The 23,517-nt window shown below is 72.7% G+C and carries 21 protein-coding genes; 8 read left to right on the top strand and 13 right to left on the bottom strand.

Features of this window, described 5'->3' with window-relative positions; all coding sequences use genetic code 11:
• Window positions 1-9 precede the first annotated feature (9 nt).
• Entirely contained in the window at window positions 10-1,077 is a 1,068-nt protein-coding gene (locus GB932_RS17295; RefSeq protein WP_156761946.1) for a CobW family GTP-binding protein, read from the top strand.
• Here the strand turns inward: GB932_RS17295 and GB932_RS17290 are convergent.
• From GB932_RS17290 to GB932_RS17275, 4 genes are all read right to left on the bottom strand, one after another.
• Entirely contained in the window at window positions 1,048-2,043 is a 996-nt protein-coding gene (locus tag GB932_RS17290) for an arsenic resistance protein (RefSeq protein WP_156761945.1), read from the bottom strand. The two genes, GB932_RS17295 and GB932_RS17290, sit on opposite strands and share 30 nt — an antisense overlap.
• A complete protein-coding gene (locus GB932_RS17285) occupies window positions 2,037-3,155 on the bottom strand; it encodes an NAD(P)/FAD-dependent oxidoreductase (RefSeq protein ID WP_156761944.1) in 1,119 nt (372 codons plus the stop codon). The genes GB932_RS17290 and GB932_RS17285 overlap by 7 nt, the downstream gene beginning before the upstream one ends.
• Window positions 3,156-3,327: 172 nt before the next feature.
• On the bottom strand, window positions 3,328-3,624 hold the full coding sequence (locus tag GB932_RS17280; RefSeq protein ID WP_156761943.1) for a hypothetical protein: 297 nt from the start codon (window positions 3,622-3,624) through the stop codon (window positions 3,328-3,330).
• Window positions 3,621-3,965 carry an ArsR/SmtB family transcription factor gene (locus GB932_RS17275; RefSeq protein WP_156761942.1) on the bottom strand — a complete coding sequence of 115 codons (345 nt, stop codon included), beginning with the start codon at window positions 3,963-3,965 and terminating at the stop codon, window positions 3,621-3,623. Before GB932_RS17275 ends, GB932_RS17280 begins: the two co-directional genes overlap by 4 nt.
• A gap of 84 nt (window positions 3,966-4,049) precedes the next feature.
• Between GB932_RS17275 and GB932_RS17270 the strand changes: the two genes are divergently transcribed.
• Window positions 4,050-4,445: a Fur family transcriptional regulator gene (locus GB932_RS17270; protein WP_156761941.1), complete on the top strand. Its 396-nt coding sequence runs from the start codon at window positions 4,050-4,052 to the stop codon at window positions 4,443-4,445.
• A 7-nt stretch (window positions 4,446-4,452) separates the two neighbouring features.
• Here GB932_RS17270 and cofD read toward each other — a convergent pair whose 3' ends face one another.
• Window positions 4,453-5,421 carry a 2-phospho-L-lactate transferase gene (gene cofD / locus GB932_RS17265; protein ID WP_156761940.1) on the bottom strand — a complete coding sequence of 323 codons (969 nt, stop codon included), beginning with the start codon at window positions 5,419-5,421 and terminating at the stop codon, window positions 4,453-4,455.
• 155 nt (window positions 5,422-5,576) lie between these two features.
• Between cofD and GB932_RS17260 the strand changes: the two genes are divergently transcribed.
• Entirely contained in the window at window positions 5,577-6,554 is a 978-nt protein-coding gene (locus GB932_RS17260; protein WP_156761939.1) for a hypothetical protein, read from the top strand.
• 41 nt (window positions 6,555-6,595) lie between these two features.
• Here the strand turns inward: GB932_RS17260 and GB932_RS17255 are convergent, their stop codons facing one another.
• From GB932_RS17255 to GB932_RS17245, 3 genes are all read right to left on the bottom strand, one after another.
• Window positions 6,596-7,687, bottom strand: a complete 1,092-nt coding sequence (locus GB932_RS17255; RefSeq protein ID WP_156761938.1) for a GNAT family N-acetyltransferase — start codon at window positions 7,685-7,687, stop codon at window positions 6,596-6,598.
• Between the two features lie 109 nt (window positions 7,688-7,796).
• On the bottom strand, window positions 7,797-8,885 hold the full coding sequence (locus tag GB932_RS17250; RefSeq protein ID WP_156761937.1) for a GNAT family N-acetyltransferase: 1,089 nt from the start codon (window positions 8,883-8,885) through the stop codon (window positions 7,797-7,799).
• A gap of 109 nt (window positions 8,886-8,994) precedes the next feature.
• Window positions 8,995-9,300: a hypothetical protein gene (locus tag GB932_RS17245; protein WP_156761936.1), complete on the bottom strand. Its 306-nt coding sequence runs from the start codon at window positions 9,298-9,300 to the stop codon at window positions 8,995-8,997.
• A gap of 602 nt (window positions 9,301-9,902) precedes the next feature.
• Between GB932_RS17245 and smc the strand changes: the two genes are divergently transcribed.
• The 4 genes from smc (at window position 9,903) to GB932_RS17225 (ending at window position 16,114) form a co-directional block, all read left to right on the top strand.
• On the top strand, window positions 9,903-13,481 hold the full coding sequence (smc, locus tag GB932_RS17240; RefSeq protein WP_156761935.1) for a chromosome segregation protein SMC: 3,579 nt from the start codon (window positions 9,903-9,905) through the stop codon (window positions 13,479-13,481).
• Window positions 13,478-14,605 (top strand): class I SAM-dependent methyltransferase, encoded by a 1,128-nt coding sequence (locus GB932_RS17235; protein ID WP_156761934.1) that lies wholly within the window; start codon window positions 13,478-13,480, stop codon window positions 14,603-14,605. The genes smc and GB932_RS17235 overlap by 4 nt, the downstream gene beginning before the upstream one ends.
• A gap of 27 nt (window positions 14,606-14,632) precedes the next feature.
• The gene (gene ftsY / locus GB932_RS17230) at window positions 14,633-15,502 is read left to right on the top strand and encodes a signal recognition particle-docking protein FtsY (RefSeq protein WP_156761933.1); all 870 of its coding nucleotides are present in this window, start codon (window positions 14,633-14,635) and stop codon (window positions 15,500-15,502) included.
• A 111-nt stretch (window positions 15,503-15,613) separates the two neighbouring features.
• A complete protein-coding gene (locus GB932_RS17225) occupies window positions 15,614-16,114 on the top strand; it encodes a DUF2004 domain-containing protein (protein ID WP_156761932.1) in 501 nt (166 codons plus the stop codon).
• Window positions 16,115-16,117: 3 nt separating this feature from the next.
• On the opposite strand, the gene GB932_RS17220 is transcribed toward GB932_RS17225, so the two are convergent.
• The 5 genes from GB932_RS17220 to lipB form a co-directional block, all read right to left on the bottom strand.
• The gene (locus GB932_RS17220; protein ID WP_156761931.1) at window positions 16,118-18,502 is read right to left on the bottom strand and encodes an ABC transporter ATP-binding protein/permease; all 2,385 of its coding nucleotides are present in this window, start codon (window positions 18,500-18,502) and stop codon (window positions 16,118-16,120) included.
• A complete protein-coding gene (locus GB932_RS17215; protein WP_156761930.1) occupies window positions 18,499-19,500 on the bottom strand; it encodes an ABC transporter permease in 1,002 nt (333 codons plus the stop codon). Before GB932_RS17215 ends, GB932_RS17220 begins: the two co-directional genes overlap by 4 nt.
• Window positions 19,497-21,128: an ABC transporter substrate-binding protein gene (locus GB932_RS17210; protein WP_156761929.1), complete on the bottom strand. Its 1,632-nt coding sequence runs from the start codon at window positions 21,126-21,128 to the stop codon at window positions 19,497-19,499. The genes GB932_RS17215 and GB932_RS17210 overlap by 4 nt, the downstream gene beginning before the upstream one ends.
• Before the next feature lie 84 nt (window positions 21,129-21,212).
• Window positions 21,213-22,229 carry a lipoyl synthase gene (gene lipA, locus GB932_RS17205; protein WP_197517545.1) on the bottom strand — a complete coding sequence of 339 codons (1,017 nt, stop codon included), beginning with the start codon at window positions 22,227-22,229 and terminating at the stop codon, window positions 21,213-21,215.
• Window positions 22,226-22,867: a lipoyl(octanoyl) transferase LipB gene (lipB, locus tag GB932_RS17200; RefSeq protein ID WP_156761928.1), complete on the bottom strand. Its 642-nt coding sequence runs from the start codon at window positions 22,865-22,867 to the stop codon at window positions 22,226-22,228. The genes lipA and lipB overlap by 4 nt, the downstream gene beginning before the upstream one ends.
• Before the next feature lie 79 nt (window positions 22,868-22,946).
• Between lipB and GB932_RS17195 the strand changes: the two genes are divergently transcribed.
• Window positions 22,947-23,516 (top strand): TetR/AcrR family transcriptional regulator, encoded by a 570-nt coding sequence (locus GB932_RS17195; protein WP_231916282.1) that lies wholly within the window; start codon window positions 22,947-22,949, stop codon window positions 23,514-23,516.
• Window position 23,517: the final 1 nt, after the last annotated feature.

Raw genomic sequence — 23,517 nt, 5'->3', positions numbered from 1 at the left:
GGTGACGGCATGACCGAGCCCTCGGCGCGCGGGCGGCCCGCCGCGCCGCTGAGCGACCCGCCCGCGAGAGTGCCGGTCACCGCGATCACGGGGCACCTCGGCGCGGGAAAGACGAGCCTGCTGAACCACCTGCTGCGCGCACCGGGCGCCCGGCTGGGCGTGGTCGTCAACGACTTCGGCGCGCTGAACGTCGACGCCGCGCTCGTGACGGGCCAGGTCGACGAGGCCGCGGCGATCTCCGGCGGGTGCCTGTGCTGCCTGCCCGACGCGGGCGGGCTCGACGATGCGCTCGAACGTCTCTCTCATCCCCGCCTGCGGCTGGACGCGATCATGGTGGAGGCGAGCGGTGCCGCCGAGCCTCTCGAGCTCGCGCGCCTGATCCGCTTCAGCGGGGCCGAGAGGATCCGGCCCGGGGGAGTGATCGAGGTGATCGATGCCGCCGAGCACTTCCGCACGGTCGACGTGCGCCCCGAGCCGCCTGCGCGGTACGGCGCGGCGACGCTCGTCGTGATCGGCAGGAGCGACCTGCTTCCGCAGGGCGAGCGCGACGGTGTGATCGCCCGGATCCGCGAACGGGTGCGCGAGCGCAACACGCACGCCCCGCTCGTCGTCGCGACGGCGGGACGCGTGGATCCCGGCCTCGTGTTCGACATCGCGAGCGAGGAGGACCCCGCCGACGAGCTGCCGATCGCGCGGCTGCTGCGGGAGGAGGCGCACGCTCACGGTGCGCACGAGCACGCCCGCGCCGCGTCCGTGGCGCTCACCCGCCCCATCTCGCCCGGGGCCGTCGTCGACCTCCTCGAGGATCCGCCTGAGGGCGCATACCGGATGAAGGGGCGCGTGCGGGTGCGCGGTGCACGGGGCGATGCCGGCTACGTCGTCAACGTCGTCGGGCGGGCGATCCACGTCGCTCCGCTGCCCGTGCCGCCTGCCGAGGGCGAGCTCGTCGCGATCGGCCTGCACCTCGACCCCGCCGGCGCCGAGCGCCGCCTTCGAGAGGCGGCCGCGGCCCCGGCGGAGCGCTCGGATGCGGCGGGCCTGCGGCGGCTACGTCGCTATCGCCGGCTCAGCGACTGATGTGCGCTCCGGATCCGGCGCACGCCGCCGCAGCAGCTGGGTGACGACGGCGAGGTGTGGGAACTCGACGAGCATGCCGAGCACGATCGCCGCGTGCACGGCCGGCTGGTCGGGCAGCGCGATCGTCGTGACGGCGAGCATGAGGGGCGCGTTCCGGGCGGAGGTCGTCATGGTCAGCAGGGCGTGCTCTGGATAGGCGAGGCGGAACGCGCGGGAGATGGCCTCGCCGAGCGCGTACACGGCGAGGAAGAACCCGAACACGACGGCCAGCACCCATGCGAACGACGGCAGGTCGGCGAGGACCACCTGGACGTTGCCGGCGAAGATCGCGGCGATCAGCGCGGCGATGACGCCGGGCACGGCGCGGTCCACCGCCATCACCGCGCCCGCCCGCCAGGAGGAGCGCCGGACGAGGCGCAGCGCGAGCCGCGCGGCGATCCCCGTCGCGGCGGGCAGGACGAACCAGGTCAGCAGGGTCGGGCCGGCGGCATCGATCATCGCGTCGACGCGCTCCCCGGCGAAGAGCGACAGCCAGACGGGGTACAGCAGCAGCTGCAGGACCATCTGCACGGGGATGAGCGCCGCACCGGTCGCGGTGTCGCCGCCGGTGAGGCGCGTGAATCCCAGGAACCAGTCGGTGCACGGTGCGAGGCAGTAGATGAGCACCCCGAGGCGCAACGCCTCGTCCGGCACGAGGGCCGTGAGGGCCAGCGCGAGCAGGGGGATCGCGAGGAAGTTCATCCCGATCGCGATCAGCGCCGTGCGCGGGATCCGGCGCACCTCGGGCAGCCGGCCCGGCGTCAGGGTGAAGAACAGGGCGCCGATCAGCACCATGATCAGCGGATCCGCCGCGCTCGCGACGCCGGCCGCCGCGCCGGGGGCGAAGATGCCGATGAGGCTCCCCACGGCGATCGCGGCCGCGAAGAGCGCCGTCGTGAGGGCGGCGCGCCCGCGGACGGTCAGCACGCGCACTCGACCCCGCAGCAGGAGAGGTCGTCGGTGAGCATCCCGGCGGCGCGCCACGCCTCCAGCGCACCCGTGTCCTTCCCGGCGCGGTCGCCGATGACGCGCGCGATGTGGGCGAAGCGCTGCCGGAACTTGTAGACGAAGCAGAACTTCAGCCCGCCGTGGCGGATCGCCGGTCCGGACAGGAAGAGGCCGGGCGCCAGCGTCGACTGGTCGTCCTCGTCGAGCTCCGGCCAGCCGTCGGGGCGGCGCGCGAACAGGTGGTCGACGGGGCCGAGCCCTGGCCCGTAGCCCGTCGCCGCGATGGGGCGCGAGTCCGTGCGCAGGCGGCTGCCGTTGTCGAGGCTCACGACCCACTCGGATCCGTCGCGCTTGACGCCGGCGGCGTTCGCGGCCACGAGCTCGAGCCGGCCCGTCGCCGTCGCGGCCTCGAGGCGCCGGCGCGAGCGCGGCGCGAGACGGAACGACGGATCCGACCCGGTGCCGGCGTCCCACGGTGTCTCGCCGTCCACGATCGTGACGTCCGCCCCGCCCTCGACGTGATGGCAGGCGATGTCGATGCCGGACTCGTACCCGCCGATCACGACCGCGCGCCCCTCCCGCGCCCGCCACGCCGCCGCGCTGCATGCGCGATCGGCGAGGCCGCTGCCGGAGACACGCGGCGTGAGCGGCTGGTGGAACTCGCCGCCGGCCCACACGAGCGATCGAGCCCACACGGGCCCCCGCGCGCTCTCGACCGTGAACCCGTCGTCGTTCTGGACGACCGAGGTGACCTCTGCGTCGTCGAGGACGGGGACCCGGAAGTGTCGGACGACGCTGCGGAGGTACGTCGCGTACTGCGAGCCGGTCGGGTAGTCGACGCCGAGGCTGAACGCGGGGGAGGTCTCCGGGTGGATCGCGTTCAGATCGGTCGCGCCGAAGCCGTTGCCCGTGAACGACGGGGTGAGGAACGTCTGCGCCTCCGGCCAGTCCAGGAACGTCTGCCCGATCTGGCCGCGCTCCAGCAGCCCGAAGGTGAGATCCTCCACCGCGTCGAGGGCCAGGGCGGTGCCGATGCCGGCCGGGCCGGCTCCGATGACGAGCGCGTCGAGAGGGGGAGAGGTTCGTGTCATGGGCCGTGCTTCCTCGGTGCGGGTGCACCACGTATTGATAATGGTTATCATTACGCACTATACGGCAGAGCGCGAGCGAGGGAGCGGCGGGTGGGCGTCGAGGGTCGGGGACGACGGAGGGGCCGCGCGGCCGCCGCGCGGCCCCTCCGTGTCCCGAGATGGGGGGCTCGGGTCAGTGCTCGTCGTAGTGGTCGCCGTGCGCGGCGTGACGGTGACCGCCGTGCACGTAGTCGACGTGGTCGTCGTGCTCCACGGCCTCGTGACCGCAGTCCGCGCCGTGCGCGTGATCGGCGGCGGTGTGCTCGGCCAGCGACTCGTGCTCGTCGTAGTGGTCGCCGTGCAGGGCATGGCGGTGCGTGCCGTGCAGATAGTCGACGTGGTCGTCGTGCGGGATCGCCTCGTGGCCGCAGCCGGCCCCGTGTTCGTGCTCGGCAGTGGTGTGCTCGGCGTGGATCTCGGCGGTGGTCATGCTGTCTCCTTCTGTTCGGCGGCGGGGTGGTTCGTGCGCGCGGGGTCTCCCGCGACGGGTTCCTGGACGTGTTCGAGGGCGTCGGCGATCACGTGGCTGACGTGCTGGTCGGCGAGCTCGTATGTGACCAATTTGCCGGCGCGGACCGGCGTGACGAGCCCGGCCAGCCGCAGGGTGCGCAGGTGCTGGGAGACGAGTGGCTGCGACATGCCCGTCGCCTCGGCGAGCGCGCTGACCGAGCGCGGCTCCCGTTCGATCGTGTGCAGCAGGGCCAGGCGCGGCTCGCTGCCGAGGGTCTTGAACAGCTGTGCCGCCGCGGCGAGCCTCGGTTCTGCGTTCACGGATCCACCTCACCACATGTATAAATGATTCGCAATATGTCTATGTAATCAGGATCGGTTCTCATCATCGGGAGGAAGTCGGGGATGTCCGCCACGATCCGCGAGCGCCGCAACACGGCCCAGAAGGAGGCGGTGTGCCGCGAGCTCACGGCCGCCGACGGGTTCATCTCCGCGGGCGAGCTGCACCAGCGCCTGCGCGACGAGGGGAGCGCCGTCGGCCTCGCCACCGTCTATCGGCAGCTCAACGCGCTCGTCGACATCGGCCGCGCGGACGCCATCCCGGTCCCCGGCGGCCAGCTCTTCCGCGCCTGCGAGCAGGGCGGGCACCACCACCTCGTGTGCGAGGACTGCGGCACGGCCGTCGACATCGACCCGCCGGACGAGGAGTGGATCCGCGCGACGGCCGAACGGAGCGGCGTCACCGTGACCCGGCACATCCTCGAGGTGTTCGGGCGCTGCGGCGCCTGCCCCGCGGAGTGACGTGGGCTCAGCGGCGCAGAGACGCCGCCAGCTCGAGCGCGTCGCGCGCGAGCTGGGCCGACGTCTCGGGGTCGCGCAGCCACAGCGGCACGGCGCGCGCCGCGATGCCGCGCGCGGCGAGGGGATCCGCGGACGCCGCATCGCTCTCGTCGACGAGCCAGCCGTCGAGGATCCCGCCGCCCGCGCGCGGCCCGTAGTGCTCGGCGACCGCGCGCGCGGACGTCTCCACGCCGATCGCGGTCAGGCAGGCATCGGCCATGCCGCGCACGACGGATCCATCGATGATCCCCGAGACGCCGACGATCGGCGCGCGGGCCGCGAGGAGCGCCTCGCGCATGCCCGGGACCGCGAGGACAGGGCCGATCGACACGACGGGGTTCGACGGCGCGAGGAGGATCACATCGGCGCCGGCGATCGCCTCGCGCGCGCCCGCGGACGGCTCCGCCCGCGCGATGTCCCGCTGCGAGAACCCACGGGCGGGGAGAGCCGAGCGGTGGCGGACCCACCACTCCTGGAAGTGCAGGGACCCCTCGTCGGTCTCGACATGGGTGTCGATCTCGGAGTCCGTCGCCGGGTGCAGGCGCACGCCGAGCGGCCAGCGGGATCCGAGGCGCGCGTACACATCGCTCACGCTCGCGCCGCCGCGCAGCCAGGCGGTGCGCGCGATGTGGGTGCCGAGGTCGAGGTCGCCCAGCGTGAACCACTCGGGCGCCGTCCCCCAGGCCGCGAGCTCCGCGGATACGCGCTCGGTCTCGCCGGCACGACCCCAGCCGCGCTCGGTGTCGTTCACGCCCGCGAGGGCGTAGAGCAGGCTGTCGTGGTCCGGCGCGATGCGCAGGCCGGAGACCCACCAGTCGTCGCCCGTGTTGACGACGACGTCGATCGTGTCGCCCGAACCCGTCCGCCGCACGTGCTCGCGCACGCCGAGGACGAAGCGCGCACCTCCCACTCCGCCGCCGATGACCGTGATGCGCATGGATCCACGCTACCCGCCGGCATCACCCCTCGCGAACGAACATGTTGCATGCCAGCGCACAGGAAATGTCGTGTGCTCTCGCGCAGATCATGTGCGCTCGCGTCGGTATCCACAGGCACGAACGCTACGGCCGCGGCCTGCGCAAGAGTATGGCGATGGATACATACTCGCGACGGGATCTGGTCGGTGACGGAGTCAGCGACCGCCGACTTCGGGTCGAGGTCGCGCAGGGACGAGCCGAGCGGATCCGGAATGGACACTACGCAAGCAGGGCGGCGTGGCGCGACGCGCACGTCGAGGAGCGACAGGTCGCGCTGGCGCGCGCGGCGACCGACGCTGCGCGGACTCCGCCGGTCGTATGCCGCGCTACGGCGGCCGCCGTGCATGGGCTGCCGCTGTTCCGCCATCGCGACTCGGCGGCGCACCTCCTGAGCGGAGATCGCGGGACGGGGACACCGAGCGCCGCTGTGACGCGCCATCGGGATCGCTGGGACGGCGACTTCGTCGAGGTCGACGGCATCCGCGTCACGACGCTCGCCCGCACCGTGTTCGACGTGATCCGCACGACGCGCGTCCCGACGGCGCTCGCGTGCGCGGATGCCGCGATCGGGAGAGTCTCGCGGATCGCCGATTCCCGAGGCATCGACGAGGAGGCGGCGCACGAGTTCCGGGCCGACCTCGGTCTCCTCATCGCCGATCACCCCGGGGCTCGAGGCGTGAAACAGGCCCGCCTCGTCGTCGAACTCATGGATCCGCGGGCGGACTCACCGGGGGAGAGCGCCAGCAGGCTCTATGCCGTGCAACTGGGGTTCACGGACATCGTCGTGCAGCGGGAGGTGCGAGTCGCGACGGGCGCGCGATACCGGGTGGACTTCGAGATCGACGGCGTGCTCGGCGAGTTCGACGGAGAGGTGAAGTATCGCGATCGGGAGATGCGCCGCGGACGGTCGGTCGAGCAGGTTGTCCTCGACGAGAAGCGCCGGGAGGACGAGATCCGCGCCGCGACGGGCCAGAGGATGATCAGGTGGACGAACAGGGAGATCCGATCGCGATCGACGTTCGACGCGTTTCTCCGCGATCATGGGATCCATACCCGCCAGAGCACACGTTCTGCGCGAGCGCACATGAAATGACGTGTGCGCTCGCACAGAGTGTGTGCGTTCGTGCCGGCCGGTCAGGCGAGGCGCTTCTGCCATTCGCCCGTCCAGCACGCCGGGGCGAAGCCGACGGCCTCGTTGACGGCGAGCATGGGGGCGTTCTCCTCCGCGTTGAACGTCTGCACGACGGGCGAGCTGGGCACGAGCTCTCGCCAGCGCAGCAGGCCGAGGCACTTGACGATCGTGCCCAGTCGGCGGCCCCTGTGCTCCGAGAGCACGAGGGTGCCGATGTTCTCCGACGGGCGCGTGCGGTCGGCGACGACTTGGATCTCGTTGAAGGCGACGATCCGTCCCGATGGGCGGTGGCGCACGGCGGCAACCGCCATCGTGACGCCGGCCGACGCCTTCGCCTCCGCGCGGTGGCGGATCCGCGCGGCATCCCACGCCGTCTCGTCAACGGCGAGGTCGCCGCTCGGCACATCGGTCGACATGCGCGCGACGGCCGCCGCGTAGCCGTCGACGTGCTCGTCGGGCGTCGGCGTCTGCCACCAGAGCGGCTCGTAGCCGGCGCCGGCGACCTGGAGCGCGGCCTCGAGCGTGCGCTCGAGGGTCGACGGATCCGCGCGCAGATCGAACGTGCTCGCGCGCTCGACCTGCCCGAGCTCGTAGCCGTGCCGGAGCATGAACCGGGCGCTGACGTCGTCGCGCGGCACCGCGCCGCGGCCCGACGAGGGGCGCAGGAGCTCGTGCTCGGCGAGACCGTCGAGCCCATCGCCGCGGACGAACGCGTAGGACCAGGCGATCCGGAGCCCGCGGGCTCGGAGCTCGGCCTCGAGGCTGCGCTGGATCGCATCCTCGATGCCGGTGCCGCGCTGAGAGGGCCGGACCGCAACGTCGACGTTCGCCGTCGTGGCGCCATCGCGCTCCCACGTGGCGTTCCCGATGCCGACGATCGTCCCCGCCGCATCGCGCGCGACGACCGTGTGGGCGTCGCGGTAGGCGCGGTTGCGGATCCCGACGAGCCATGTCGCGGCGTCGCCGTCGAACAGATCGGATCCGGCGTCGGCGCGGCACATCTCGTTGACGATGTCGACATAGGCGAGCCAGTCGCCGGCGTCGGGTGCGTCGACGGATTCCGGGATGTGCAGGGGCTCGATCGTGAGGGTCATGTCGCCTTTCGGGAGGAGAAGTTCGCGAACGCACAGGATCTGCGCGAGAGCACAGGAAACAGCGTGTCCACTCGCGCACACCCTGTGCGTTCGCGCCATCGGGAGGGGATCAGCTCAGGTGCGTATGCCACGAGCCCTCCCAGAACACGGGGCGGAAGCCGACCGCCTCGTTGACGTCGAGCATGTGCCGGTTCTCCTCGGCGTTGAACGTGACGACCGCGGGGGAGTCGGGGGCGACTTCGCGCCAGCGCAGCAGGCCGAGGCACTTCACGATCGTGCCGAGCCGGCGCCCGCGATGCTCCGGGACGACGAGCGTGCCGTAGTTCTCGGTCGGCTTGGCGCGATCGGGCGACAGGACGAGCTCGTTGAACGCGGCGACGACGCCCGTCGGGCGGTGCACGACGATGGTGACGCCCCACAGCTGCCCCGTCGAGGCGGCGCGGTCCTCGCGGGCGCGGATCCGCTCCGCGTCCCACACCTCCGGCTCCCAGTCGTGATCGCCCGACGGCACGTCGGTGCCCATGCGCGCGATCGCGGCCGCGTACCCGTCGATATACGCGTCGGGGGCGCGGTCGGACCACCACACGGTCTCGTACTCGTCTCCGGCCGCCGTTTGCGCGGCGTCGAGACGCGCGCGGAGCGGATCCGGATCCGCGTCGAGCGCGTACGCGCTTGCGCGCTCGACCTGCCCGAGCGCGTATCGGCGCGCGAGGAGCATCCGCGACCGCTCGTCGTCGCGCGGGACGCCGCCCGCGCCGGACGACGGCCGCAGCACGGCGTCCGACGGGAGCGTGTCCGCGTCGACCGGCGTCGGGGCGTAGACGAGGGCATACGACCGGCCGAGGGCGCGCGCCTCGTCCTCGAGCCGGGCGCAGATCGCGTCGTCGATCCCGCGGCCGCGGGCCCCCGGCGCGACCGCGACCATGAACTCGACGTCGCGCTCGGTCGAACGGTCGAAGGTGAGCTCGCCCGCGCCGACGACGGATCCGCCGTCGCGGGCGAGGTAGGCGAGCCTGACACGGTGCGACTGCTGATGCATCGCAGCGAGCATCACAGCGGGATCCCACTCGAGCAGGTCGGTCCCCGCGTCGTGCCGATACGACGCGTTGATGACCTCGATGTATGCGCGCCACTCGCCGGCGTCGGGCGCGTCGACGGATTCGGGGACGTGCAGAGTGTCGATCGTGAGGGTCATCATGCGTGTCTCCTTCGGTTCATGTCGCGAGCGGACACGTTCTGCGCGAGCGCACACGACATCTCGTGTGCGCTCGCGGAACGTGTGTGCGTTCGCGGGGTGCGCGCCGCGCTCATCGGCCGAACGGGGTGGTCGACGCGCCGTGCAGCAGCGCGTGGCGGGCGAGCGAGTCGTCGTGCGCGTGCCGCGCGTACAGCGGGGCGCGCGGGTCGGCGCGGAATCCCGAGACATCGGGAGCGGACTGCCGCGTGGGGCGGGTGCCCCAGATGAGCAGGGCCAGCCCGATGCGCATCGCGATGCGATCGAACAGCGTCGTGCGCGGGGCGCGGCGCTGCAGGATCTCCGCGGCGGTCTCGGCCGACGTCTGTGCGACAGGCCGCTGCGGAGAGGGGGGACGGGTGGGAACAGACAGGTTCACGATGAACTCCTGGTCAAGAGAGGAAGAGGGAACTGCGAGGGGGAACCGCTCCCGCGGGGCGCGGCAGGGGGCCGCGCGGGACGGGGGCGGGGGCTGAACGCCGGAGCGGCGCGAGCGTGGATCCCCGCGCCGAGGAGGCGAGGGAGGATCCCCGCGCCGAGGGGCGAGGGAGGGGCCCTGCACCGAAGGAGGCGAGGGGCGGGTCACGCTGAAGGAGGCGTGAGCGAGACGGATCCGTCAGGGATCCGTCAGAGACGACCGCGCCGCAGAGCGGACGCGCGGGGCCGAGAGGCTAGAGGGCCTTCGTCGATCCCTGTGCGTTCGTGCCGCGACGTCGTGCGTCGCGCAGAGCGGGGACGGAAGTCCATGGCGTCGTATCGATGATCATCATGGGACTTCCTCCTCTCGGTCCTCTGCGGGCGATCTCACCCGGAACGAAAATGTGTGCGAGCTGAACGTTACGCACGATCCGCGGTCGGCGTCAAGCGACGCACCGGAATCCGGCGTGTCCCGCGCCGTTCCGCGGCCTCGGCGGGGCGGCCGAATAGGGTGTGTCGAGGCACAGCGCGCGGCGTGCGACGAGACGAGGGAGGCGGATCGACGTGCACCTGAAGAGCCTCACCCTCAAGGGGTTCAAGTCGTTCGCGCAGCCGACGACCTTCGTCCTCGAACCGGGCGTCACCGCGATCGTCGGCCCGAACGGATCCGGCAAGTCGAATGTCGTCGACGCTCTCGCATGGGTGATGGGCGAGCAGGGGGCGAAGAGCCTGCGCGGCGGCAAGATGGAGGACGTCATCTTCGCCGGCACCGCGACGCGCGGCCCGCTCGGTCGTGCGGAGGTGCAGCTGACGATCGACAACGCCGACGGCGCCCTCCCGATCGAATACAGCGAGGTGTCGATCCGCCGCACCCTGTTCCGCACGGGCCAGAGCGAGTACGCGATCAACGGCGAGTCGTGCCGCCTGCTCGATGTGCAGGAGCTGTTGAGCGATTCGGGCCTCGGCCGGGAGATGCACGTCATCGTCGGGCAGGGGCGGCTCGACACGGTTCTCCGGGCGACACCCGAGGAGCGACGCGGATTCATCGAGGAGGCCGCGGGCATCCTCAAGCACCGCCGCCGCAAGGAGAAGACCCTTCGCAAGCTCGACGCGATGGAGCAGAACCTCACCCGCCTGAGCGACCTTGCGGGGGAGATCCGGCGGCAGCTCAAGCCCCTCGGCCGCCAGGCCGAGATCGCCCGGCAGGCGCAGACGATCGCGGCGGTCGTCCGCGACACCAAGGCGCGGATCCATGCCGACGATGTCGTGCGGCTGCGCACGCAGCTCGCCGAGCACGCGCGGGGCGAGCAGGAGCGTCACACCGAGCGGATCGCGCTGGAGGAGCAGGCGTCCGGCGTGCGGCTGCGCATCTCGCAGCTCGAGCGCGAGCAGACGGCGAAGGCCGTCGACGAGGCGCAGCGCGTCGTCTTCGGCCTCGAGCAGGCCCAGGAGCGCCTGCGCGGCCTGTTCACCCTCGCGAACCAGCGCCTGGCGCTGCTGGGGAACGACGACGACGCCGATCGCCCGCAGGTGACGGTGTCGCAGCAGGCGATCGACGCCGCCCATGAGGAGGTCACGCGGCTCTCCGACGGCGTCGGCGAGGCGCAGGACGCCGTGCAGGCGGCGTCGCGCGATCTGGTGCGGGCGCGCGGCGAGCTCGACGCGCTCGACGCCGAGATCGCCGAGCAGAGCGCGCTCGTGAGCGAGTACGACATGCGCGTGACGACCCTGCGCGGCGCGGCGGATGCGGCGGAGCAGACGCTCGAGGCCGTGCGCGGGGCCGTCGTCCGACAGCAGGCGGCGCTCGACGCGGCCGACGAGCGGCGCCGCGAGGCGCGTGAGGCGTTCGAGGCGCTCGAGACCGCCGAGGTCGGGGAGCAGCAGGCCGCGGATCTGCAGGAGGCGTACGAGCGGGCGCAGCGCGACGTGAGCGCCGCCGAGCGGTCGCTCGAGGAGGTCCGCGAGCGGCACCGGGTCGCCGAGCGCGAGGCCGACGCGCTCACGGCCAAGTCCGCCGCGCTGAGCTCGGCGCTCGACGTGACCAACGCCGCGGGGGAGGTCATCGCGCGCGGCGATGCGGGCATCCGCGGCCTCGTGAGCGAATCGGTCCAGGTGCGCCCCGGGTACGAGCAGGCGATCGAGGCCGTGCTCGGCCCGCTCGCCGAGGGGGTGCTCGCGGAGGATCGCGGGGCGGCCTTCCGGATCGCCGAGACGACGGGCGACGCGGGGACCATCGATGTCGTCATCGCCGACGCGGCGGGCGGGGATCCGATCGCGGATCCCGGCGAAGGACTGGAGCGCGCGGTCGACGTCGTCACCGCGCCGGGCGGCGTACGCGGCGTGCTGCGCTGGGTGCTGATCGCGGAGGACCTCGGCGCGGCGCGCACGGCCGGATCCGCCCTCGCGGGCGACGACGCCGAGCGCGCGACGATCGTGACGCGCGCGGGCGAGATCGTCACGGCGCGCACGATCCGCGCCGGGTCCGGCGAGGGGCAGTCGCGCCTCGCGCTGCAGGCCGAACGCGACGAGGCGACGGCGCGGCTCGCGGAGGTGCGCGCGGAGGTCGAGGGCCTCGGCGTCGAGCGCCGCGAGCTGCAGGAGCGCGTGCAGGAGGCGCGCGGCGCCCAGAAGGAGGCGCTGCAGACGCTCCGCGCGCATGACGCGCAGCTCGCTCAGCAGGCCGAGCACGTCAACCGGATCACGGTGCGGCACGAGGCCGCGGCCCAGGAGTGCGAGCGGCTGACGGTCGACCTCGAGAAGGCGCGGGCGTCGGTCGCCGACTCGGAGCAGCGCGCCCGCCGCGCGCAGGAGGCCCTCGACGCCGCGCGAGAGGAGCCGCGGCCGATCCTCGACGCATCGGCTCGCGAGGGGCTGCTCGCGGCGCTCGAGAAGGCCCGCGAAGGCGAGATGACCGCGCGCCTCGAGGTCGAGACCACCCGCGAGCGGGTGCGCGCGGCCGAGGCGCACGCGGCGGGCCTCGAGCGGCAGCGCCGGCGGGAGCAGGACGCCGCGGAGCACGCGGCGCGGCGCGCGGTGCTGCGCCGGCGTCAGCGCGACATCGCACGGGCCGTCGCGGGCGAACTGCCTGCCGTGCTCGCGTCCGTCGACCGGTCGGTGACTCAGGCGCGCGCGGCCCTCGGCGAGGCCGAGCGTGCGCGGAGCGCGGTGTCGGGGGAGCTGCGGAGACTGCGCGAGCAGGACACGTCGATCCGCGAGCGCCTCGCGCGCCTCACCGAGAGCGTGCACGGCCTCGAGCTGCAGATCCACGAGAAGAAGCTCCACCTCGCGAGCCTCGTCGAGCGCGTGCAGTCCGAGCTCGGCATGGGCGAGGAGATCCTCGTCGCCGAATACGGACCGGATCAGCCGGTCCCGCTCGACGAGGTGCTCGCGGAGCAGGCGGCCGAGGCGCCGGATCCGGGCGAGGAGGACCAGCTCGGCGCCCCCGAGGGCGAAGCCGTCGAACAGGAGACCGTGCCGTACGACCGCGCGCAGCAGGAGAAGCGGCTGCGCACCGCCGAGCGCAAGCTCTCCCAGCTCGGTCGCGTCAACCCGCTCGCCCTCGAGGAGTTCGCGGCGCTCGAGCAGCGTCACCGATTCCTCACGGAGCAGCTCGACGACCTCACGCGGACGCGCCGCGATCTGCAGACGATCATCGCCGACCTCGACGAGCGCATGCAGACGATCTTCGCCGATGCATTCGAGGACACCCAGCGCGCGTTCGCGGAGATGTTCCCGATCCTCTTCCCGGGTGGCACGGGTTCGATCACGCTGACGAATCCCGACGACATGCTCACGACGGGCATCGAGGTCGCCGTCAAGCCGGCGGGGAAGAAGATCGAGCGGCTGTCGCTGCTCTCCGGAGGCGAGCGTTCGCTCGCCGCCGTCGCGCTCCTGACGGCGATCTTCAAGGCCAGGCCGAGCCCGTTCTACATCCTCGACGAGGTCGAGGCGGCCCTCGACGATGCGAACCTCGGCCGCCTTCTGGGCGTGTTCGAGAAGCTGCGCGAGAACAGCCAGCTGCTCGTCATCACACACCAGAAGCGCACGATGGAGATCGCCGACGCTCTCTACGGCGTCTCGATGCGCCAGGACGGCGTGTCGGCCGTCGTGGGCCAGCGCATCGGCGATCGCGCGAGCGCATGAGCCCCGTCGAGGCGTTCGATCGGATCGCACCGGGGCTGCGACGCTGGCCCGATGTCGAGGCGCACGATCTCGTCGCGGCCGATGCGAGCGATCGGCTGATCCTCGCGGAGACAGGGCCCGTGCGGGGCGATACCGTCGTGATCGGCGACCGGTACGGCGCGCTGACCCTGTCGCTTCTTGCGGCGGATCCGGATCTGCGCCTGCGCGTGCATCAGGACGCCCTGACGGGGGAGCGGGCGCTCGCGGCGAACGCCGAGCTGCTCGGGGTCGATCTCGTCGGCCGCGTCGCCTGGCACGCGCTCGACGCCGACCTCGCCCGCGGCGCTCACCTCGTCGTGGCGCAGCTGCCCCGAGGGCTCGACGCCCTCGCCGAGGTGGCCGATGTCGTCGCGGACGCGGCGGCCCCGGACGTGCGCGTCGTCGCGGGCGGGCGCGTCAAGCACATGACGCCGTCGATGAACGAGGTGCTCGCGCGCCGCTTCCGAACCGTGCGGGCGAGCAGGGGCGTCGGGAAGTCGCGCGTGCTGCACGCGGCGGATCCGATACCCGGCGCGGGCGCGCCGTGGCCGCGGAGCGAGCGGCACGACGACATCGGCCTCACGCTGTGCGCGCACGGCGCCGCGTTCGCGGGGACGTCTCTGGACATCGGCACGCGCTTCCTCCTCGGCTTTCTCGAGGATATGCCGCATGCGGAATCCGTGATCGACCTCGGCTGCGGCACGGGTGCCATCGCCGCCGCGTACGCGTGCGCCCGACCGGGCACGCGCGTCATCGCGACCGACCGCTCGAGCGCGGCCGTCGCGTCGGCGTGCGCGACGATGTCCGCGAACGGCGTGGAGGATCGCGTGCGCGTCGTGCGCGACGACGGGCTCGCATCGCAGCCCGACGGATCCGCCGACCTCGTGCTCCTGAACCCGCCGTTCCACTCGGGCGCGGCCGTGACCGCGGCGATCGCGCCCCGCCTGTTCGCCGATGCGGCGCGGGTGCTGCGCCCGGGCGGGGAGCTGTGGACCGTCTGGAACGGCCACCTGCGGTACCGGCCGCAGCTCGAGCGGATCGTCGGCCCGACCCGCCAGATCGGGCGCGATCGCACCTTCACGGTGACGGCCTCCCGGCGTTCCTGAACCGCGCTTCCCACTAGGCTGGATCCCATGGCGGAGAAGTGGTCCCTCGGTCGCGCGCTGCGCGGCATGTTCGTGAAAGAGACGATCGACGAGAACACGTGGGACGACCTCGAGACGGCCCTCATCACGGCCGACTTCGGCCCCGACATCACGGAGCAGATCGTCGATCACCTCCGCGAGGAGGTCGCGCGCTTCCACACGGAGGACCCGAAGGACCTCAAGCGGATGCTCGTCGAGAGCCTCGAAGAGCGCTTCGCGAAGTTCGACTCGACCCTGAAGCTCACGGAGCGTCCCGCGGTCGTGCTCGTCGTCGGCGTCAACGGCGTCGGCAAGACCACGACGATCGGCAAGTTCGCGCACTTCCTCGGGCGATACGGCCGCTCGATCGTCGTCGGCGCCGCCGACACGTTCCGCGCCGCAGCCGTCGAGCAGCTCGCGACATGGGCGGAGCGCGGGGGGGCGGCGATCGTGCGCCCCGAGCGGGAGGGGCAGGATCCCGCGTCGGTCGCCTTCCAGACGATCGACTACGCCAAGCGCACCGGCACCGAGATCGTCCTCGTCGACACGGCTGGCCGCCTGCACACGAAGGCCGGGCTCATGGACGAGCTCACGAAGGTGCGCCGCGTCATCGAGAAGCAGGCGCCCATCAGCGAGGTGCTGCTGGTGCTCGACGCGACGACCGGCCAGAACGGCGTCCTGCAGGCCGAGGCGTTCCTCGAGCACGCGGGGGTCACGGGCCTCGTGATCACGAAGCTCGACGGCTCCGCGAAGGGCGGCTTCGTGCTGAGCGTGCAGGAGCGCACGGGCATCCCCGTGAAGCTCCTCGGCGAGGGCGAGAGCATCGGCGACCTCACCGGTTTCGCGCCGCACGCGTTCGCGGCGCAGCTCGTCGGCTGAGCCCCGGGCGCGCCCCTCGAACGCGGCCCGGCGTCCGCGATCCGCGCGAGCGCGCGAGCCCGTCGGGGCGCGCCCTCGCGGCGCGAGCCCGTCACGTGGTTGAGTAGGCGTATGGCGATCGAACACGACTACTTCGGGCTCCTCGAGTCGGGGCCCGACGGCGCGATCTTCTGGTCGGAGAACGTCGATCTCGGCGACATGCGCGTCACGGTCGACCTCACGGCGCCCGATCAGGAGGACGTCACGCCCGACGCCCTCGACGCGGCGGCATCGCTCGTCACATCCCTCGACGAGATCGACCGCCGCGCGCGCAACGCCATGCTGGCGGAGGTCGACAATCGGGCGAGCGACGTCACCGAGTTCATCCTCATGATGACCGATCGCTACGGCGACGAGATCGAGGACGTCCTCGTCGATGTGTCGGGCGACGCCCCTGTCGACATCGTCCGCTCGCTCGAGCTCATGAGCATGACGATCCTCGCCGACGAGCACGGCGGCACGGATCCGTTCGCCGTGCTCGAATACGCCCTCGACCCCGACGAGACCGACGACGTGCTGCTCGTCAACTTCGCGAGCGACGGCACCGTGCAATCGGTCACGAGCGCCGACTGAGACTCACCGCGACGCCGCGATCAGTTCGCGCGTGAAGGCGTGCGAGGGGTCCGCGTAGACGCGCTCCGTCGGGCCGGACTCGACGACCCGGCCGTCCCGCATCACGATCACGCGGTCCGCGACGCGGCGCACGACCGCGAGGTCGTGTGAGATGAACACCATCGCGAGGCCGTCCCGCTCCTGCAGGCCGAGCAGCAGGTCGAGGATCCCCTTCTGCGTCGTGACATCGAGGGCCGAGACGGGCTCGTCGCAGACGAGCACGTCGGGGTCCGCCGCGAGCGCACGGGCGATCGCGACGCGCTGGCGCTGACCACCTGACAGCTGCGCGGGGCGGCGATCGAGCAGCCGTGCGTCGAGCCCGACGCGCTCGAGGAGCTCCGCGGGCGACGGCGCGCCATCGCGGTGCGAGAGGCGGAGGATCCGACCGACCGTGTGGCGCGGATCGAACGAGCCGAGCGGATCCTGAGGGACGAGCCGCACGCGCGGTTCGCCGTGGCGAGTGACGGATCCGCGATCGGGCCGCTCGGCGCCGATCAGCAGGCGCGCGAGCGTGGACTTGCCGGATCCGGACTCGCCGACGATGCCCACGACCTCGCCGGCGGACATCTCGAGCGATACGTCGTCGACGGCGGTGACGTCGCCGTATCGTCTCGTCACGCCGTCGGCGGCGAGAACCGTGGCCGACGAGGCGGCGTCCGAGCCGCTCGTGCCGGACGCGGGCGCGGCCGGCGGCTTGGGGCCGGAAGGCACCGCGTCGAGCAGGTCGCGGGTGGTCGCGTGAGACGGCGCCGAGAGGATCCGCTCGGCGGCGCCCTCCTCGATCACGCGGCCGCGCTCGAGCACGGCGATGCGGTCGGCCACCTGGCGCGCGGCGTGGAGATCGTGGGCGATGAGGAGGATCCCCGCCCCATCGCGCGCCAGCGCGCGCAGCAGGTCGAGCACGCGCGCGGCGACCGTCGCGTCGAGGGCGGTCGTCGGCTCGTCGGCGATGATGACGCGTGCGCCGCCGACGATCGCGGACGCGATGAGCACCCGCTGCCGCATCCCGCCCGAGAGCTCACCGGAGCGCCGGCGCAGAATCGCGGCGTCGTCGAGACCCGCCCGCTCGAGCGCGCCGATGATCCGCTCTCGCCGCTCCGACCGCGGCACGCGGCGCACGGCGAGCGGCTCGCCGACCTCGGCGGCGACGGTGCGGAGGGGATCGAGGGACTGCAGCGCGTCCTGCAGGACGAGGCCGATCTCGGATCCGCGCAGGCGACGCCATGTCCGCTGATCGGCGCGCGCGAGATCCCGGCCGTCGAAGGAGAGCTCGGCCGCGGCGACCCGTGCCCGCGGATCCGCCTGTGTGAGGCCGAGGAGCGTGCGGGCGAGCACCGACTTTCCGGCGCCCGATTCCCCGACGACGGCGAGCACCTCGCCGGGGCGGATGTCGAGCGAGACGCCGTCGAGCACGCGGCCCGATCCGGGCAGGTCGACCGTCAGGCCGCCGATGGCCAGGAGCGCGTCGTCGGCGGCGGAAGGACGCGGTGGTGCGACCGGCGCGGTGCGGCGCGGCCCGCGGCGCGGGCGCCGCGCACCGTCCGCGGACAGCCGACGCCCGAGCACCGTGAGCGCCGTCGCCGTGACGACGATCGCGAGGCCGGGGAAGAGCGTCATCCACCAGGCCGTGCCGATGTAGACGCGCCCCGCGTTCAGCATGGATCCCCATTCGGGGCTCGGCGGCTCGGCGCCGAGGCCGAGGAAGCTCAGCGCCGAGACCCAGACGATCGCCTGTCCGATGCCGAGCGTGATCATCGCGACGAGCGGCCAGAGCGTGTTCGGCAGGATGTGGCGCGCGAACACGCGCCAGGCGGACGCGCCCTCGTGGCGCGCGTATGCGACGTAGTCGCCGCGTGCGATCTGCCGGACGCGCGCGCGGATCATGCGCGCATAGCCGGGCGCCGTCGCGAGGCCGATGGCGAGGATCGAGCTGCGCGGGCCCGGCCCCATCACGGCCACGAAGAGCAGCGCCATGACGAGCGTCGGCAGCGCGTAGAGCACCTCGACGATGCGGGTGAGGGCGGCGTCGACGAGGCGCGGCCCGAGCCCGCCCGCGAAGCCGATCACGAGGCCGCCGCCGATGCCGATGCCCGTCGCGGCGAGCCCGATCCCCGCCGATGCGGCGGCGCCGTGCAGCACGCGCGTGAGCACGTCGCGGCCCGATTCGTCGGTGCCGAAGGGATGCGCCGCCGACGGGGCGAGGAAGCCGTCGGCGGGCGAGACGGCGAGCGCGTCGCCCGGAGCGAGGATCCCCGGTGCGGCCACCGCGATGACGATCAGGAGGACGACGGCGGCCGCGAGGGCACCCGAGGCGCCCAGGGCGCGCGCCCGCTCCGCGAGGAACCTCACGACCCCACCGCCGCATCGGGCGCGCGGACGGCGCGCGGGCGCCGCCTCAGGCGCGGGTCCACGACCAGCTCGAGAGCATCGGTCGCGATCACGACGGCGACGTAGAGGAGGGCGACGATGACCACGGCGCCGATGACGACCGGCACATCGCGGGCGAGGGCCGCCTCCTGGAGCAGGCGGCCGAGGCCGGGCCGCGCGAAGAGCACCTCGACGACGACCGCGCCGCTGAGCAGGCTGCCGAACGCCCATCCGGACAGGGAGATCGCCGGCAGGCTCGCGTGGCGCAGCGTGTGGCGCAGGAGCACGCGCATCTCGCCCGCGCCGCGGGCGCGGGCCGTCGTGGCGAACGGCGCGGCGTCGGCGTCGTCGAGGGCGTCGCGCGAGACCTGCGAGAGGAAGCCGGCGATCGGCACGGCGAGGGTCACGACGGGCAGGACGAGGGCGGCCGGATCCGATGAGGCGCTCGTGGCGGGCAGCCAGCCGAGTGACGAGGCGAACACCATGATGAGCACGGCGCCGAACCAGAACTGCGGGGCGACGCTCGCGACGACCTCGACGGCGCGCAGCGCGGATCCGACGATGGCGCCGAATCGGCCGCGCGCGCTGGCCTGCACGAGCGCGCCCGCGACCGTGAGGGCCCAGGCGAGTGCGAGGGCGAGGACGGCGAGCAGCATGGTCGGCGGCAGGTGGGCGGCGAGGAGGTCGAGCACGGGCTGGCGGCGCGAATACGAGTCGCCGAGCTGCAGGGTGGCGACGTCCCGCAGCTGCAGCAGGTACTGCCAGGCGAGCGGCTGGTCGAGGGCGTAGCGCTCGGTCGCGGCGCGCACGGCCTCGTCGCCCGCCTGCGATCCCGGGCCGCCGAGGATCGCCTCGAGCGGGTCGCCCGTCGACCGCAGGGCGAAGAAGACGACGGTCGCGACGATCCACACGACGCCGATCGCCGCGCCGATCCGGCTCGCGATCCACCGGGCGGGGACCGCCCACCCGCGCGGGCTCATTCCGTCAGCTGGGCGTTCACGAACGTCGGGGTCGAGATCGTGTGGATCGCCGCGACGCCGGAGACGCCGTTCGTGAGGAAGTGGTTCTGCTGGTCGTACAGCGGGAGCACCGCGTGGCTGTCGAGGACGATCCGCTGCGCCTGCGTGTAGAGCTCCGCGCGCTCGTCGGGATCCGTCGTCGCGAGCGCCTCCTCGAGGAGCGCGTCGAGCTCCGGATCCGTCAGCTGCGCGTTGTTCGCGAAGTAGCCCGACGGCGCGGGGATCGTGCCGTCGGAGTGGTACAGGATCCGCAGCACATCGGGGCCGACCGTCGTGTACGGCGCGGAGACGGCCTCGTACTCGTGGGCCGCGAGCGCGCCGTACCAGCTGGAGAGGTCCATCGGCTCGAGCCGCACATCGAAGCCGACGGCCGCGGCGTTCGCCTGGATCTGCTCGAAGAGCGACTGCTCGGCCGCCGTCGACTGGTTGGTCGACACGGGGAAGCGCACGGTGAGGGTCTCGCCGTCCTTCGTGCGCACACCGTCGTCATCGCGCGACGTCCATCCGGCCTCGTCGAGGAGCTCATCCGCGGCGTCGGCGTCGGTGCGGAAGAGGTCCTCGTCGGAGAGCCGCACGGGCTCGGCCGACGAGAGCACGGAGTACGAGCGGGTCGCGGTGCCCGCGAACAGCGTCTCGATGCCGGGGGTCGGGTCCGCCGCGCGCAGGAACGCCTCGCGCACGCGGTCGTCGTCGAAGGGCGCCTGCGCCGTGTTCAGCTCGATGCGGTTCGAGGCCGCGGGCCGCGGGGCGTCGAGGTGGCCCAGGCCCTGGCCCTCGGCCGCGGCGATGTCCGTGGGCAGGGGGTTGTCGATCACGTGCACCTCGCCCGATGCGAGGGCGGCCTGGCGCGTCGCGGCATCCGGGATGAAGCGCCACTCGATCCGCTCGACGTGGGCGGGTCCGTCGTGATCGGCCTCGGGGTTCGTCGCGACGTAGTCGTCGTTGCGGGTGAGGACGACCTTCTCCTGCGGCGCCCAGCTCTCGACGACGAACGGGCCGGTGCCGATCGGCGCCTGGCAGTTCTCGTCCATGCCCCGCGCGATGCCGGCGGGCGACTGCATGGCCGCCCACTGCTGGCTCAGCACCTCGAGCAGCGCCGACTTCGGCGTCGACAGGTGCAGGCGCACGTGCTGATCGTCGACGACCTCGACGCTCTCGACCTGCTCGACGGCGAGATAGCCCGTCGACGAGGCGGTGTCGGGGTCCTGGAGATGCTCGATGTTGACCTTGACGGCCTCGGCGTCGAACGGCGTGCCGTCGGTGAACGAGATGTCGTCGCGGAGGGCGATGTCCCACGAGAGGCCGTCGTCCGATGCCTCGCCCGATTCGGCCAGCCAGGGCACGATCTCGCCGCCCGCGTCGCGGCCGAAGAGCGGCTCGAGGTACTGCGTCGAGATCAGCCCCTGCGGGTAGTTGCCGCCGACGTGCGGGTCGAGGCACGTCGGCTCGGCGTCGCCCGTCGCGTAGACGAGCGTGCCGCCCGAGACCGGCTCGGCGGATCCCCCGTCGTCGGTCGCCGCGCAGCCGGCCGCGAGAAGCGCGGCGGATGCGAGGGCGAGGGCGGGCAGGACGCGGCGGAACGGGCGCATGGATTCCTCGGAAGGCGTGGGGTGGACGCGGTCCAGAAACGGACCGTCGTCCACACTAACGCGCCCTCCCGTGCGGGCATTCCCTCACACGGCCTGGGCGAATTCCGCCGGCGCGCTGTCGGCGATGTGCTGCAGGTGCGCGGGGATCTCGCGGCCCTTCTCGCGCATCGACTGCGCCCACAGGCGGCCGGCGCGATAGGACGAGCGCACGAGCGGCCCCGCGAGCACGCCGAGGAACCCGATCGACTCGGCCACCTTCTTCAGCTCGACGAACTCGTCGGGCTTGACCCAGCGCTGCACGGGCAGGTGGCGCGGCGACGGGCGCAGGTACTGCGTGAGGGTGATGATGTCGCAGCCCGCCTCGCGCAGGTCCTGCAGTGCGCCGACGACCTCCTCGGGCTCCTCGCCCATGCCGAGGATGAGGTTCGACTTCGTGATGAGCCCGGCCTCGTGTCCCTGGGTGAGCACGCCGAGCGAGCGCTCGTATGTGAAGGCGGGGCGGATCCGGCGGAACACACGGGGGACCGTCTCGACGTTGTGCGCGAACACCTCCGGGCGGGCCTCGAAGATCTTCCCGAGGAACGTGGGGTTCCCGCCGTGGTCGTTGGCGAGCAGCTCGACGCCCGTGTTCGGGTTGAGACGGTGGATCTGACGCACCGTCTCGGCGTTGAGCCACGCGCCGGTGTCGTCGAGGTCGTCGCGGGCGACGCTCGTCACGGTGGCGTAGCGCAGCTCCATGCGCCGCACCGACTCGGCGACGCGACGCGGCTCGTCCGTGTCGTAGTCGGCGGGCTTGCCCGTGTCGATCTGACAGAAGTCGCACCGCCTCGTGCACTGGGATCCGCCGATGAGGAACGTCGCCTCGCGGTCCTCCCAGCACTCGAAGATGTTGGGACAGCCGGCCTCCTGGCACACCGTGTGGAGGTCCTCGCTCTTCACGAGGGCGTGCAGCTCGCGGTACTCGGGCCCGAGCTTCGCGCGCGTCTTGATCCACTCGGGCTTCTTCTCGATCGGCGTCTCGGCGTTGCGCACCTCGAGGCGCAGCATCTTCCTGCCGTTCGGCGCCGTGTTCGTCGCGGGACCGGATCCGCAGGCGCTCATGCGGCGACCCCCTCGAAGACCTCGCGGAAGGCGCCGGGCACGGCCGCGGCGATGTCGGCGGGGGAGACCTCGCGCCCCGTCTCGCGCGTGATGGTCGTGACGCCGGCATCGGTGATGCCGCAGGGGATGATCTCCTCGTACGGCGCGAGCGAGTTGCTGCAGTTGAGCGCGAAGCCGTGCATGGCGACGCCCTTCTCGACCCGCACGCCGATCGCACCGATCTTGTTCGGCGCGCCGTCGGTCTCGACCCACACGCCCGTGCGGCCCTTGACCAGGATCCCCTCGATCCCGAACGGGGCGAGGAGGTCGATGAGCATGCGCTCGAGGCGGCGCACATGGCCGACGACCTCGCGCTGCGCGCCGATGCGGATGATCGGATAGCCGACGAGCTGGCCGGGTCCGTGCCACGTGATCTTGCCGCCGCGGTCGACGTCGATGACGGGTGTCGCGCTCAGGCCGGGGCGCTCGTGGTCCTCCGTGCGCGAGCCGGCGGTGAAGACGGCCTCGTGCTCGAGCAGGATGAGCGTCTCGGCGCGCGTGCCGGCGACGACCCCCTCGTGGATCCGCCGCTGCAGATCCCAACCATCGCGATACGTGACGAATCGGGGGGCGAAGCCCGCCTCGAACACCTCGATCATGCACACTCCTTCAATTGATGGACCGCGTCCAGGAAGACCCTACCGCGCCGACGGCGTGCGCGGGTCGTACGCTGAGGGCGTGGCGACGACAGGAGGGCGGCCCGGGCGGCCGAAGGCGATCTCGCGCGAGATGCTCGCGGAGGCGGCGTGCGAGCTGTTCCTCGAGCAGGGGCACGACGCGACCAGCGTGACCGACATCGCGACGCGCGCGGGAATCAGCCGGTCGAGCTTCTTCAACTACGCCTCGAGCAAGGCCGATCTGCTGTGGGGATCCCTCGACGAGCGGATCGCGGGCGCCGGCGCGGGGGTCGACGATGGGGTGCCGATCGACGAGGCGCTGCGAGCGATCGCGACGGACTTCGCGCCCGGCACCCTCGCCCTCGCGATCGGAAACGCCGAGGCGATGCGCATCGCGGACGACCTCGAGCGCGAGGCGGCCGTGCGCATGTGGCGCATCGCGCAGATCTCCGCGCGCGCGCTGCGGCGCGGAGGCGCGGAGCGGCTCGCCGCCGAGGTGCGGGGCGGGGCGTACGGCGCCGCCATGATGTCGGCGATCTGGTCGTGGGCGAGCGCAGGGGCGGGCAGCGCGCCGCCGGCCGCGCACCTCGACCGGTGCCTCGCGGCGATCGCGGAGACGCCGTCGCGATAGA

The sequence above is a fragment of the Microbacterium karelineae genome, from assembly GCF_009745985.1.
Lineage (GTDB): Bacteria > Actinomycetota > Actinomycetes > Actinomycetales > Microbacteriaceae > Microbacterium > Microbacterium karelineae.
Note: the sequence above shows the minus strand (reverse complement) of the source record. Positions and strands in the feature narration are given on the sequence as shown.